Raw genomic sequence first — 14,796 nt, 5'->3', positions numbered from 1 at the left:
CGCGATCAACGCGCGAGCGTGAGCTCGGCGGGCTGATCGCGCAGGGTCTGGGTCGCGGAGCTCGCCACGACCATGATGGCCAGCGTCACGATGTACGGCGCGGCGTTGAAGAGGTGGTATCCCCAGGTGATGCCCACGGACTGGAGCGCCGGCCCGAGGGCGCTCGCGCCGCCGAAGAGCAGCGAAGCGAAGAGGCAGCGCACCGGGTTCCAGCGCGCGAAGATGACGAGGGCGACGGCCATGAGCCCCTGTCCGCTCGAGAGGCCCTCGTTCCAGCTGCCAGGGTAGAAGAGCGAGAGGAACGAGCCGCCGACGCCGGCGAGGAAGCCGCCGGCCATGGTAGCGCGCCGCCGGACCAGGTTCACGTCGACCCCCATCGCGCGGGCGCTGTCGGCGCTCTCGCCCACGGTGCGGAGCACGAGCCCGAAGCGGGTGCGGTTCAGCGCCCAGAGCAGGAGCGGGGCGAGCGCGGCCCCGATGAGGAAGAGCGCGTTCACCTGGAGCGCGGAGCGGACCTGAGGGAGATCGCTGAAGAAGCCGAGCGATATCGCGGGCAGGCGGGGCGCCGTCGGCTGGATGAGCGGCTTGCCGAGGAAGAAGGCGAGGCCGACGCCGAAGAGCATGAGCGCGATGCCGACGGCGATGTCGTTGACGCGCGGCTTCGAGCAAAGCCACGCGTGCAGCGCGCCGAGCGCGGCGCCGATGGCGCCGGCGGCGAGCACGCCGAGCCAGGCAGAGCCCGTGAGGTAAGAGACGCCATAACCTCCCATCGCGCCCATGACGAGCGTGCCCTCCAGGCCGAGGTTCACGCGGCCGCTCTTCTCGGTGAGGCACTCGCCGAGGCTCACGAAGAGGAATGGCGTGCTGATGCGGATGGCCCCGGCGGCGACCGCGAGGGGGATGCCCCAGAGACCCAGTGCAGTTGCGTCGCTCATCATGCCACCGAAGGCGCCGGAGCCGCCTGACGGACCTTGGGCTCGCGGGCAGCGAGGGAACGGCCGTAAAGCGTCTCGCTCGCGAGGATCGCGATGAACAGGATCCCCTGGAGCACGCTCACCGTCGCGTCGGGGAGCCGCGCCGTCCGCTGCAGCAGCCCGCCGCTCGCGCCGATGCCGCCGAGCAGGAGGGAGACCGGTATGATCGCGAGCGGGTTGTGGCGCGCGATGAACGCGACGAGGATGCCGGTGTAGCCATAACCGCTGATCAGCGACGCGTTGGCCCGGCCGTGGACCGCCGCGACCTCCACCATGCCGGCGAGCCCAGCGCACGCTCCGGCGAGCGTGCAGGTGAGCACGACGAGGCGCTTGACCGGCAGTCCGGCGAGGAGCGCCGCGCGGACGTTGCCGCCGCTCATCGCCGCGCCGAAGCCGAACGTCGTCCGGTGCATCAGCACATAACAGAGCGCGCAGGCGAGCACCCCGTAGGCGAGGCCCCAGTGGACCTCGAGGCCGGGCAGGCTCCCCAGCGCGTTCTCGGCGCCGATGGAGGCGGTCGAGGGCTTGTTGAGGCTCGCCGGGTCGCGCAGCGCGCCCTCGACGAGGTGGTTCAGGATCGCGATCCCGATGTAGTTGAGGAGCAGGCTGCTGATCGTCTCGCTCACGCCGCGGTAGACGCGCAGCGCGCCGGCGAGGCCGATCCAGAGCGCCCCGGCGGCGAGCCCGGAGACGAGCATCGCGGCGAGCACGGCGGCGGGCGGCGCGCCCCACGCCCGTGAGGCCAGCGCCGCCGACGCGGCCGAGAGCCCGCCCATGACGAGCGCGCCCTCGCCGCCGATGACGATCAGGCCGAGGCGTGCCGGCAGCGCCGTGCAGAGCGCGGTCAGCATGAGCGGCGCGGCCCGAAGGAGGGTGTTCTGGAACGAGAACCACGTGCCGAAGGCGCCGCGGACCATGTCGTGATAGACGCTCAAAGGGTTCGCCCCCTGGGCGGCCACGAACGCGCCGAACACGAGGAGCGAGGCCGCGAGGGCCCCGAGGGGGATGGCGATCGCTTCGGTCGTCTCACGCCCGAGCGGCCCGTGCGAGATGACTTTCACGCTGCCGAGGATAAGGCATCCATTATTTCCACACGTTTTCGGGGAGCTTGCTGGTCGTGACAGGACGGACAAGAGGGGCGCCTCGCGCCCGGACAACCCGCCCGGCCGGCGAGCGGCGCGCCCTTGTCATGACGTGCGACACCACGGGGGCCCACCGGGTCGAGTGATGCTGTCGTGTAGTGGCGGCGCTGCGATGTGGCGGTAACGCTGCGATGTGGTGGCCGCGGCGACCGCGAACGGTTCGCACAGCGCGGCGGTCTCCGCCTTGCACTCGCCGTCGCCTGCCGGTGAGTTTGCTTGGCGATCATTGCGTAGACGGCGAAGAAAGCGGCGAGCGCTCGCGCGCCTGAAAGATCCGGGAACGCCGAGGTCCGCGCCGTGCGGCCCCGGCGAGTTTCGTTCCTGTGCCCACGTGCACAGCGCGCCGCGCAGAGGACCGCCGATCGATCCCACCCGCAAACCCCTGATTGGAGGTAATGCTGTCATGCGGTTCGAACGATCGATTTTGTTCCTGCTCGGCGCTGGCGTCCTCATGGCGTCTCGCCCGGCGGTGTCGGCGGACCTGACCTGCTCGTCGAGCGCGACCCTGGAGGCGCTCGTGACGTGCATTCGCGATCAGATGCCCGGCAGGGACTCAGGCATCTTCGTCACCCCGAGCTCGACGCAGCTGAGCGCGTGGCGGGGCGTCGTTCGCGCCATGATGGGCGGCAGCTGCAATATAGTGCTTCCGTCCAGCCTGTCGTCGTCAGCGCGGATCCGGCTCCTCCGCGACGTCGATAATGGACGAAGATACTGTGTGCTCATGGAGGTCGGCGATCGGAACAGCGACGGAGTCGTCGATCTCGGGCTGGGCACGTTCATCGTGGACGCGGCTGCGGAGCGAGAGCTCGCTCATTCGGCGCCGCATGCGACAGCGGACCTGGAGACGGAGATCCAGGCCGTCAGCATCTTCAAGGCGACGAGATCCCGCAGCTTCCTGATGGCCGGCGCTCACCGCGATGCGAGCTTCACCGACAGCGCTTGCCAGAGCTCGACCATGATCTCGGACGTGGCCCACAACGTGACGAACGCGTTTCACGCGACCTATCTGGAGCTCGCGGCCTTTTACGGATCCAAGCCCTGGTGGGCCGTTCAGTGGCATGGCATGGCGAGAGACACCTGCGCGGAGGACGTGTTCGCCTCGCACGGCATGGATGTCGCCCCCGTCTCGGGTGACAAGATACTGGAGCTCAGGCGCAACCTGCTGGCCGACAAGCCCACCTGGCGGGTCGGTGTTCCCGGCAGCAGCGATTGTTCTCTGAACGCGACGACCAACGTTCAAGGCAGGCTCCTCAACCTCGTCTCGTCGAGCCAGGTCTGTGGTCGCTCCGCCGCGAGCTATAGCGGACGCTTCGTGCACATCGAGCAAGATCCGGCCTTCCGCCTCGCCGACTACTGGATCAATGCGGTCAAAGCCACCTGGCCCTGAGCGCCGCTCCTCGGCCGCGAGCTGCGGAGCAAGCCTGATGATGACAATGAAGATCATACGGGCCTCGCTCGCGCGCTCGAGTTGTCCGCACCGTGGAAGATGCCCGGTGCATTTCGCGTCGCGTTAACACTGCCCGGATGATCGGTGACGCGGGAAGAGGGGTTTTCCCCGGAAACGACGGAATCTTCCACCGGTAACGAAGTGAATGCATTGCCATTGGTACGGTGACGTGTGGTCGCGAACCGCATATGCTCGCCGTCATGACATTGCCCCTTATCCCACTACGCTCTCTGGGTGTCGTCGCTGCCGGTGCCGTCCTCGTCGCCGCGACAGCCGCGTCGTGCGGTGGAGGTAGCTCGAGCTCGTCCTCGTCGGATGGCGGCTCGGGGCCTGGCGGCGCCGGAGCCGGAACGGGAACTGGAGCTGGAACAAGCCAGGGCCCAGCGAGCAGCTCGTCGTCAGCGGCGGGCACCGGCGGCGCTCCGCCCGCGGTCGGCTCCGGCGGCGGCGAAGGCGGCGGCCCGCCGGCGCACGTGCCGGGCGAGCCGATCTCCATCCCGGCTCAGGCGTGGAGCAGGGGTATCACGGACGGCGTCTACGAGGACGGCGCGCCCATCGGCGGCTTCGGCGCCGGGACGATCACGTGGCGGTTCGACGGAAGGTTCTACAAGGGTCGCCTCGATATCGGGAGCAGCGACCAGAACGTCGACAACAACGCGGGCTTCTTCATGTACCAGAAGGCCGAAGGGGGCGACGCGCAGACGAAGCGCCTCGATAAAGACGGCCTGGGCCAGGGGCAGGCGACGTACTCCTCGCTCTTTCCGCGCTCGTGGGTCGATTACCACGGCGCGGCATTTCCCTGCAAAGCGAAGGTCGAACAATACAGCCCCATCATCCCGGGCGACTACAAGAAGACCAGCTATCCGGTCGGCGTCTATCGGTGGGAGATCACGAATCCGACCGGAGCGCCTTGTGACGTCGCCGTGATGCTGACCTGGAAGAACGATCACGGCGGCAACGGCGCCATGGTGCAGACCTCCGGCGATGACGTCGGCCTTGTCCTCACGCGCGGCGGCGGGGCGCCGAACGCCGAGGGGCAGGGGGAGTTCACGCTCGCCAGCCGGAAGGCGCCGGGCGTTGTCGTCTCGTACCAGTCCGCCGACAGCGTCGCCGCCCTGCAGAGCGAGCTCGCCAACGACGGCGCGCTCGCCAACACGACGGGAGGGCACTCGCTCGGGGCGATCGCGTTCAAGGCCACCGTGGAGCCGGGGAAGAGCGTCATTGTGCCGATCGTGCTCGCGTGGGATATCCCGGTCACGCAGGCGGGCTCGGGGGACAGATGGTACCGCGCGTACACGCGCCGCTTCGGGCGGACGGGGAACGCCTCGTGGACGATCGCGGCGGAGGCGCTCGCCGAGCACGAGCCGTGGCTCTGGGCTATCCAGGACTGGCAGGCGAGCGTGCTCGACGACCCGAAGTACCCGGAGTGGCTCAAGGGCGCTCTGTTCAATGAGCTCTATTACTATGCCGTCGCGGGTACGTACTGGGAGGCCGGCGCTGCGTCCGGCCAGCCGGACGACCCGGACGAGGACATGTTCACCAGCCTCGAGTCGTACATCTACCCGTTCTACGGGACGTCGGACGTGCGCTTTTACGGCTCATGGGCCCTGTTCTCGCTCTGGCCTGACATCGACAAGCAGGAGGTGCGGCAGTTCTGCGACAGCGTGACGACCACGCGCTCCGACAGGCCGCGCGCGATCGGGACGACCGCGCACGACTTCGGAGACACCGATACCGTCTTCCGCAAGTGGAACGCGTACACGTACCGCGACTCGACCAACTGGAAGGATCTCAACTCCAAGCTGGTCCTGATGGTCTATCGCGACTGGGCGCTCACCGGGAAGACCGACAAGGAGTTCCTCGATTACTGCTGGCCCGCCGTGAAGATGGCGATGCAGAAGGTGAAGGGCCAGGACGGCGACGGGGACGGGCTGCCGGAGAGCAACGGCATCGATCAGACGTACGACGACATGGATCTGCACGGCAACACCGCGTACTGCGGGGGCCTCTTCCTCGCCGCCAGCGAGGCCGCGAAGGAGCTGGCGACCGCGGTCGGTGACACCTCGCTCGCGGGCACCTACCAGACGTGGTTCGATCAGGCCAAGGGCGGCTTCGAGTCGAAGCTCTGGACGGGGGCGTATTACAAGATCGACACGGGGAGCCGGGACACGAGCCGGATCATGTCGGACCAGCTCGCAGGCCAGTGGTACGCGCGCGCCCTCGGGCTGCCGCCGATCGTCGACCCGAGCCACGCGGTGTCGGCGTTCACGAAGATCTACGAGAACAACTTCAAGCGGTTCGACGGCGGGACCCGCGGCGTCGTCAATGTCATGACCGCCAATGGCTCGGTCGACGGAACGAGCAACCAGACGCGGGAGTGCTGGGTGGGCACGTCCTGGGGCGTGGTGTCCGGCATGATCCAGGAGGGGCTCGCCGCGCAGGCCGGCGAGATCGGCGCGAGCCTGGTCGACACGATCTGGAAGACCGACGGCCTGTGGTTCCGCACGCCGGAGGCATGGGAGGGCAACGGCAGCATCCGCGCGCCCTACTACATGCGCGCCACCACGCTGTGGGCAGCGAAGCACGCGTACGATATCGCGCCGTAGACCCGCGATATCGCCCTCGCGAACACGGCGTTGCCCCCCGGCTCGCCGCCGCCCCCAGAGCGGCGGCGGTCGCGGCCAGAGCCCGCGCGCCCGCGCGTCACCGGGGGTCGTCGGGTGTGTCTCGCCTGCCACATCGCGCTCCGGATCCCGCCGCGGACTCGCCTCTTGCGCCCGCGGCATCCCCATTGCTGAGTCGCGGCCATGTCCGTCGCTCCGCGCCTCCGATCTGCGCCCGCCGTTCTCGCGGCCATCGCCCTCAGCCTGGCGTGCGTTCAGGGCGCGCGCGCCCCCAACGTCCCGCCCCGAGGGACGCTCGCTCCCGGAGCGCTCGATGTGGGCGGAAAGGCCGCGGCAGGGCCGTTCGCTGTGGTGTTCGGCGCGCCCCGCGGGCAGACGACGAGCCCCGCCGAGATCAGCCTGGTCTTCAACCGGCCGATGCGGTCGCTCGATCTCGCGGGCAGCGAGGCCGCGGCGCCCGCGGTCCTGAAGCCGTCCGCGCCTGGAAGCTGGCGCTGGGTCGGCACGAGCGGCCTCACGTTCGTCCCGGAAGGGCGCCTGCCGCGCGGCACCGAGTTCACCGTCGAGGTGCCTGCGGGCACCCGCGCGCTCGACGGCAGCGTGCTCGCCGAGCCGTACTCCTTCACCTTCCGCACCGAGCTGCCAGCGGTCGCGCGCGTCGAACCCTGGTCGGGCAAGGACGACCTCAAGCCGGACGCGCGGTTCGAGCTGCGGTTCAACCAGCCGGTCGACACCGCCGAGATCGCGCGGCGCGCGTCCCTCACGGTGGGCGATAGAAAAGACAAGGTGGCGTTCGAGGTGCGGCGCCCCGACGCGAAGAACGAGATGCTCGCCGAGCTCGTCCCCCGCGCGCCGCTGCCGCGCGACAGCGAGATCGAGATCGCCGTGGCGGAGGGCCTCCGCGGCCGTGAGGGGCCGCTGCCGGCGGGCGAGGAGCAGCGGTTCACGTACCGCACCTACGGGCCGCTCCGAGCGCTGCGCCCCCAGTGCGATCGCGACACGCCGCAGGGGCGCTGCGCGGCCGACGGCGGGTTCACGCTCGCCTTCTCGAACCCCGTCAAGTTCGCGGACGCGAAGCGGGCGATCTCGGTGGAGCCCGCCGTCAAGCTGCGGTGGCCGACGTGGATCGAGGACGACGAGCCCACGAGCCACATCCCCCTCGGCGGCGCGTTCGCCCCGGGTCGCAGCTACCGGGTGCGCGTGGCCGCCGGGCTGCGCGACGTGCACGGGCAGGCGCTCGCCGGCGTCGTCACCGAGGAGATCGCCTTCGACGATCGCTGGCCCGAGGCGCAGATCGGCCTCGTCGGGAGCGTGTTCGAGCCGGCCCAGCGGCGCGAGATCCCGGTCGTGTCCGTGAACGTGCGCGAGCTCTCGCTCGCGGTCGGCGCGATGACCGAGGAGATGATCCTCGCGCTCCAGGGCGATCCGCACAGCCCGGGGCGCAGCCCGAAGATGAGCGAGATCGCGGCGCTGCCCTCCGGCAAGCAGACGGTCCTGCGCCCGGCCGCCGCGACGAACGCGCCGGCGACGCACCTCGTGCGCGCCGCCGAGGTGCTGGGCGGCGAGGGCAAGCGCGGGCCGCTCGCGATCGGGATCAGCTACACCAGCCGGCCCGGGACGCGGCACGCGCGCGCCACCTCCGAGGCGGTGATCGCGCAGGTGACCGACCTCGGGATCAGCGCGAAGGTCTCGCCGAGCGGCTCGCTCGTGTGGGTGACGCGCCTGTCGACGGGCGCGCCGGTGCCCGGGGCGCGCGTGTGGATCCGGGCACCGGGCGCGCCCGCTCCCGCGGAGGTGGCGACCGACGCCGAGGGGTTCGCGATGGTCCCCGCGACGGCGCACGGTCCGGAGGCCACGACGACGCTCGGGCGCAGCGTGGTCTTCGCGCGCGCGGGCGACGACTGGACGTACCGGAGCGTCGCCGACTCGCTCAACGGGTGGCGCTTCGGCGCGGCGTCGGACTTCAGCGAGGCGCGCCCGTTCGGGATGATGTTCTCCGATCGCGGCATCTACCGGCCGGGCGACACGGTGCGCGTGAAGGGGATCTTCCGCGAGGAGAGCGCGCGCGGGGCGAGGACGCCTGCCGGCAAGAGTGTCGCGCTCAAGGTCGAGGGGCCCGACGGCGAGGCGCTCGTCTCGCTCTCCCCGACGCTCGGCGCCTTCGGCACGTTCTCGGCCGACGTGAAGATCCCCGAGAGCGCGCGGCTCGGCACGTACAGCCTCGCCGCCACGGTCCAGGGCGGCGAGGCGGGGTGGGTGGACGTGTGGGGCAGCGTCGAGGTCGCCGAGTACCGACCTGCCGAGTTCAAGGTCGGCATCGAGAGCGACAGGCCGAGCTATGTCCGCGGCGACAAGGCGCGCTGGACCGCGCGCGGCGATTACCTGTTCGGGGCGCCGATGACGAACGCGGAGGCATCGCTCTCCGTGACGCGCGCGCCGGCGTCGTTCTCGCCGCCGGGGATCGAGGGGTTCACGGTCCGCGAGGACGAGCTCACCGGCGCGCTGCGGGACCAGGCGCCGCGCGAGTTCGAGGTGCAGAGCGCGCGCGAGAAGCTCGACGCGGCCGGGCAGGCGGCGATCGGCGCGGCGCTCTCCATGCCCGGGCAGCGCGGCACCGAGCTCGTCACGTGCGAGGCGTCGGTCACCGACGTGTCGCGGCAGGCGATCGCCGGGAGCTCGACGGCGCTCGTGCACCCGGCCGAGTTCTACGTCGCCCTCAAGGAGCCCGAGCGCTTCGCGAAGGCGGGCGACGTGCTGCGCCCCGAGATCCTCGCGGTCGATCCGAAGGGGGCGCGCGTCGCGCAGGTCGCGGTCCGGGTCGAGCTCGTGCACCGCACGTGGACGCTCGCGCGGGAGGAGAGCGGCAGCGCGTACCGCAGCGTGAGCGCGCCTGTCGACAAGATCGTCGCGCGGTGCGGCGTCACGACGGCGGCGGCGCCGCGGAGCTGCGAGCTCACGGTCCCGTCGGGGGGCTATTACCTCCTGCACGCGACGGCCAGGGACCGCCGCGGCAACCCCGTCGGCGCCGCCGCCGGGGTCTACGCGCTCGGCGAGGGCAGCGGGGGCTTCGGCGACAGCGACGAGCTCAAGGTCGACCTCGTGCCCGACCGCGACAGCTACGAGATCGGGCAGACGGCGCGCCTCATCGTGAAGTCGCCGTTCGCGTCCGCCGACGCGCTGGTCACGGTCGAGCGCGCCGGCATCTCCACGCACCGGAAGGTGACGCTGTCGGGCGCCATGCCCGTGATCGACGTCCCGATCACGGAGGACCTCCGGCCGAACGCCTTCGTCTCGGTGCTGCTCCTGCGCGGGCGGACGAAGCCGCAGCCCGCGCCAGGGAAGGGCGGGGTGCCTGGGCCCGACGTCGGCGCGCCGGCGTTCCGCCTCGGCTACGCCCCTCTCCGCGTGAACCCGGAGGCGCAGCGGCTCGCGGTGCGCGTCCGCGCCGACAAGGCGGACGCGCGCCCCGGCGATCCGATCCGCGTGGACGTCGACGTCCGCGATCGCGCCGGCCAGCCGGCCCGCGCGGAGGTCACCCTCTACGCCGTGGACGAGGGCGTGCTGTCGCTGACGGGGTACACGACGCCGGATCCGATCCCCGTGTTCGGCGCGCCGCGCCCCTTGAAGGTGGCGACGATCGAGACGCGCGAGGCGCTCGCCCGCGTGCGCAACCCGTTCGCGGACCTCGGCGCCGACAAGGGGCGCGCGGGCGGCGGCGGCGCCGAGGGCGGCACGGGCGTGCGCCGCGATTTTCGGCAGAGCGCCTACTACAACCCCGCGCTCGTCACCGACGCCTCCGGGCAGGTGCACGCGAGCTTCAAGCTGCCGGACTCGCTCACGACGTACCGGGTCATGGCGGTCGTGGCCGCCGAGGACGATCGCTTCGGCTACGGCGAGTCCAGGGTGACGGCGAGCCGCCCGCTCATGGCCCGGCCTGCGCTGCCCCGCTTCCTCCGCGCGGGCGACGCGATCGACGCGGGGGTTGTCGTGACCTCGAAGGGGCTCGGGAAGCCCGCGACGGTCGAGGTGGAGGTCACCGCGTCGGGGCTGACGCTCGCGGGCAGCGCCAAGCGCACGGTCGAACTCGCCCCGGGCGGGTCGGCCGAGGTCCGCTTCGCGCTCTCGGCGCCGCGGGCAGGCCCCGCGACGCTGCGCTTCCGCGCGACCGGCGGCGGCGCGTCGGACGTCGTCGAGGTGAACCGCGAGATCAAGGCGCCCATGGCGCCGGAGGCCGTGGCGCTCTACGGCGACACGACGACCGCGAGCGCAGAGCGGCTCGGGGACCTGTCGGCGATCCGCGACGACACGGGCGGGCTCGCCGTGAGCCTCGCGCCGACCGCGCTCGTGGGCCTCGGCGGCGGCGTGGAGCAGCTCCTCGAGTACCCGTACGGCTGCACCGAGCAGCTGACGAGCCGGATGGTGCCGCTCCTGTCGCTTCGCGATCTCGCGAAGGCCTACGGGATCGCGCTGCCGAAGGATCTCACGGCCGTCATCGGCAAGACGGTCCGGGAGATCGTCTCGCACCAGCGCGGGGACGGGGGCTTCGGCTTCTTCGCCGAGTCGGACGGCGCGGACCTGTGGACCACGGCGTACGCGCTGTGGGGCCTCACCGAGGCCAGGCGCTACGGGGTCGCGGTGCCGCCCGACGCGGTGGAGCGCGCGACGTCGTACCTGCGCCAGGAGCTCAACCGGACCGGCGCCGACCCGCTCCTCCGGGCGACGGCGCCGTTCCTCGTCGACGTCCTCGCGGCGAGCGGCGCCCCCGACCCCGGGCGCGCGAGCCAGCTGTTCGACGAGCGCGACAAGCTTCCGCTCTTCTCGAAGGCGCTCCTCGCGCACGCGATGGTGATCGGCAAGAGCGACAGGGGCTCCGTGGATCAGCTCGTCCGCGAGCTCGAGGGCGCGCTGCACCTCGACGGTCCGGTCGCGCGGGCCGTCGACAACCACGGCGACGCGTACGCGGTCCTCATGGACTCCGAGGCCCGCACCTCGGCGCTCGTGCTGCGCGCGCTGCTGGCGGCGCGGCCGGCGCACCCGCTCGCGCCGCGGCTCGCGGCGGGGCTGCTCGCGGATCGCCGCGGTGGCACGTGGCGCAGCACGCAGGAGACGGCCTGGGCGCTGCTCGCGCTCGATCAGTACCGCAAGGCGCAGGAGAAGACGGCGCCGGACTTCGACGCGCGGGTGTTCCTGGGGCAGGCGGAGCTGTTCTCCGCGCCGTTCCACGGCCCCACGACGGAGCAGGTCAAGACGTCGATCCCCGCGGCGCGGCTCGCGAGCGCCGCGGGCGCGCCGCTCGCGTTCGCGGTCGACGGGCGCGGCCGCCTCTTCTACGAGGCGCGGCTCCGCTACGCGCGCAAGCAGCTCCCGACGGCGGCGCTCGACCGCGGCTTCTTCGTCGAGAAGTCGCTCCGCGCCCTCGCTCCCGAGGACCTCGCCGCCGTCGTCGGCGGCGCGTCGACGTCGAGCGAGCGCGCGGCCCCCGCGTCGGTCGCGTTCGCCGGCGGCGACCTCGTGCTCGGCGAGATCGTCGTGGTGACGCCCTCTCCGCGCGACTTCGTGGTCATCGACGATCCGCTGCCGGCCGGCCTCGAGGCGGTCGACGCGCGGCTCGCGACGTCCGCGCGCTCGCTGGACGTCGACGCGGCCGAGGCCCAGGCCGAGGCGGATGACGCCGACGTCGATCGGGACGACGAGCGCGCGACCGGCCGCGTCTACGACCCGAGCCGCTTCGTCCGCGAGATCCGCGACGATCGCGTCCTGTTCTTCGTCGATCACATGGCCGCCGGGATGTACCGGTACCGGTACCTCGCGCGCGCCACGACGCTCGGCTCGTTCGTGGTCCCGCCCGCGCGCGCGGAGGAGATGTACAGCCCCGAGGTCTTCGGCCGGACGGGCGCCGTCACGGTCCAGGTCTCCAGCCGAGGGCCGGACGCGGCGCCGCGTCCGCGCTGAGCCGTGAACGCGCCCTCCCCGCCGGGGCCCGGTCGCGCAGGGCGGTGGCTTGCGCGGCTCGGCCCGCGCGCGCGGCGGATCCTGCGCCGCGCGGCGCAGATCGCGCTCGCCCTCGCCGTCCCGCCGTGGCTCCTGCTCGCCGCCCTCGCGGCGCTCACGCCGCTGCCCCCGGAGCTCGGGGCGACCGAGGACCACGCCGTGTCCACGGTCCTCCTCGACCGCCACGGCACGGTGCTCCGCGAGCTGCGCGCTGGAGACGGCGCGCGGGCGCGCTGGCTTCCGCTCTCCGAGGCCGGCGATCGCATCCAGCGCGCGCTCCTGGCCGCGGAGGACAAGCGGTTCGCGCGCCACCCCGGCGTCGATCCGATCGCGATCGCGCGCGCCATCGGCCAGCTCGCGGCCGAGCGGCGCGTCGTCTCGGGCGGGTCCACGATCACGCAGCAGCTCGCGCGCACGCTCGTGCCGCGCCCCCGCACCGCGCGCGGCAAGCTCGGCGAGGCGGCGCTCGCGCTGCGCATCGAGGCGTCGCTCTCGAAGCGCGAGATCCTCGAGCAGTACCTGAACCGCGTCGCGTTCGGCCCGGGCCTGCGCGGGGTCGAGGCGGCGAGCCGCTTCTACTTCGACAAGCCCACGCGCGACCTGTCGCTCGCCGAGGCCGCCGCGCTCGCCAGCATGCCGCGTGGCCCGGCGCTGTACGACCCGCGACGCGGCACCGGGCCGCTCGAGCGCCGCAGGAACCGCGTCCTCGATCGCATGCTCGCGGCCGGCCTCGCCGGCGAGGCCGAGGTGACCCGCGCCCGCGCGGAGCCCATCGCGCTCGCCCCGAAGGGGGGCGGCCTCGGCGCGCCGCACCTCGTCCGCGCCGTGCTCGGCGGCGCCCTGGGCCCGGGCGCGGGCCATCACGCCGAGGGCCCCGGCGCCGCGTCACCCCTCGTCCGGGCGACCTCGATCACCCTGACGATCGACCGCGGCCTCCAGCGCGAGATCGAGGTCCTCGCGCAGCAGACCGTCCGCGGCCTCTCGGAACGCGACGTCGGCGCGGCGGCGGTGGTGGTGATCGAGAACGCGACCGGCGAGATCCTCGCGTACGTCGGCTCGCACGACATCGACGACGCCGCCGGGCTCGGCCACAACGACGGCGTCCTCGCGCTGCGCCAGCCCGGCTCTGCGCTGAAGCCGTTCGTCTACGAGCTCGCCATGGAGCAGCTCGGGTTCACCGCCGCGACCGTCCTTCCCGACGTCGAGCTCTCGTTCCCGACGGCGGACGGCAACTACGCGCCGCGGAACTACGACGGCCGCTTCCACGGCCCCGTCCGCCTGCGGGACGCGCTCGCCAACTCGTACAACGTCCCTGCGGTCTGGGCGGCGGCCGCGCTCGGCCCCGAGCGCGTCCTCGCGCGGCTCCGGGAGCTCGGCCTCCGCTCGCTCGATCGCGAGCCGTCGCGCTACGGCGTCGCCATCGCGCTCGGCGACGGCGAGGTCCGCCTGATCGACCTCGCGAACGCCTACGCCACGCTCGCGCGGGGAGGCATTTACCTGCCGGTGCGCGCGGTGCGCTCGTTCGCCCCCTCGTCGTCTCCGTCGCCCTCCTCGCAAGCGGCGTCTCCCGTGGCGCCCGCGCGCAGCGGGAGCGGCGCGCCCGCCGAGCCGCCCGCGGCGCCGCCCGAGCGCGGCGCGCGCGTCCTCGACGCCGCGCGCGCCCGGGTGATCGTCGACATCCTCGCCGACGACCGGGCGCGGCTCGCGTCGTTCGGCGAGGGCAACGCGCTCGATCTCCCGTTCCCTGTGGCCGCGAAGACGGGCACGTCGAAGGGCTTCCGCGACAACGTCGCGGTCGGCTTCACGCCCGACGTCACCGTCGCCGTCTGGGTCGGCAACTTCGACGGCTCGCCCATGGGCGGCGTCAGCGGCATCACCGGCGCGGGCCCGCTGTTCCGCGACGCCATGCTCGCCGCCGCGCGCGTCCGGCCGCCGCGCCCCTTCGATCCCCCCGATCCCGAGCAGCTCGCCGAGGTCGAGGTCTGCGCCCTGTCCGGCATGCGGCCGACCGCCGCGTGCCCGCACCGCCGCCACGAGCTCCTCCCGCGCGGCGACGCCGCGGCGCTCTCGCCGTGCGACATGCACGAGGCCGTGCGCATCGATCGCCGCAACGGCCTGCGCGCCGGGGCCTGCCCCGACGCGGCGGTCGAGGAGCGCGTCTTCGAGCGCTACGACGCGGAGCTCACCGCGTGGGCGCGCGCCGCCGGCCGCCCCCTCGCGCCCGAGGCGGCGTCGCCCCTCTGCGGCGCGCTCGCCGGGCTCGACGGCGCGCCCGGCGCTCCTCTGACCGGCGCCGGCGCCGGCGCGCGCGTCCGCGTCGCGTACCCGCCCGACGGCGCCCGGTTCGTCCTCGACCCCTCGATCAACTCGCTGCAGGCGATCCGGCTGCGCGCCGACGTCCCTCCGGGCGTGCCCCGCGTGCGCTTCGTGCTCGACGGGCGCCCCATCGAGGTCGGCCCGCCGTTCGCGCTCGACTGGCCGCTCGTCGCCGGCGCGCACCGGCTCCGCATCGACGCGGACGGAGCGGCCGCCAGCGAGGAGATCGCGTTCTCGGTGGAGTGACCGGCGGGCAAGGCGACATCCCGTCTCCTCACCCGCGCTGCAGACGATGGCGTCGG

Annotated in this window: 6 protein-coding genes; 4 read left to right on the top strand and 2 right to left on the bottom strand. The window is 72.7% G+C overall.

The genetic code is table 11. From position 1 onward, the window contains the following. Positions 1-5: 5 nt before the first annotated feature. Entirely contained in the window at positions 6-935 is a 930-nt protein-coding gene (locus WMF14_RS24815; RefSeq protein ID WP_437804286.1) for an ABC transporter permease, read from the bottom strand. Then, on the bottom strand, positions 935-2,035 hold the full coding sequence (locus WMF14_RS24810) for an ABC transporter permease (protein WP_437790034.1): 1,101 nt from the start codon (positions 2,033-2,035) through the stop codon (positions 935-937). Before WMF14_RS24810 ends, WMF14_RS24815 begins: the two co-directional genes overlap by 1 nt. 484 nt (positions 2,036-2,519) lie before the next feature. Between WMF14_RS24810 and WMF14_RS24805 the strand changes: the two genes are divergently transcribed. The 4 genes from WMF14_RS24805 to pbpC all read left to right on the top strand — a co-directional run bounded on the left by WMF14_RS24805 (position 2,520) and on the right by pbpC (position 14,740). Beyond that, positions 2,520-3,503: a hypothetical protein gene (locus tag WMF14_RS24805; RefSeq protein ID WP_437790032.1), complete on the top strand. Its 984-nt coding sequence runs from the start codon at positions 2,520-2,522 to the stop codon at positions 3,501-3,503. 260 nt (positions 3,504-3,763) lie between these two features. Beyond that, entirely contained in the window at positions 3,764-6,169 is a 2,406-nt protein-coding gene (locus tag WMF14_RS24800; protein ID WP_437790030.1) for a GH116 family glycosyl hydrolase, read from the top strand. 201 nt (positions 6,170-6,370) lie between these two features. Further along, complete coding sequence (locus tag WMF14_RS24795; RefSeq protein WP_437790028.1) at positions 6,371-12,139, top strand: MG2 domain-containing protein; 5,769 nt, start codon at positions 6,371-6,373, stop codon at positions 12,137-12,139. A 3-nt stretch (positions 12,140-12,142) separates the two neighbouring features. Next, positions 12,143-14,740 carry a penicillin-binding protein 1C gene (gene pbpC, locus WMF14_RS24790; RefSeq protein ID WP_437790026.1) on the top strand — a complete coding sequence of 866 codons (2,598 nt, stop codon included), beginning with the start codon at positions 12,143-12,145 and terminating at the stop codon, positions 14,738-14,740. Positions 14,741-14,796: the final 56 nt, after the last annotated feature.

The organism is Sorangium sp. So ce693 (assembly GCF_051521375.1).
GTDB classification, from domain to species: Bacteria; Myxococcota_A; Polyangia; order Polyangiales; family Polyangiaceae; genus Sorangium; species Sorangium atrum.
Note: the sequence above shows the minus strand (reverse complement) of the source record. Positions and strands in the feature narration are given on the sequence as shown.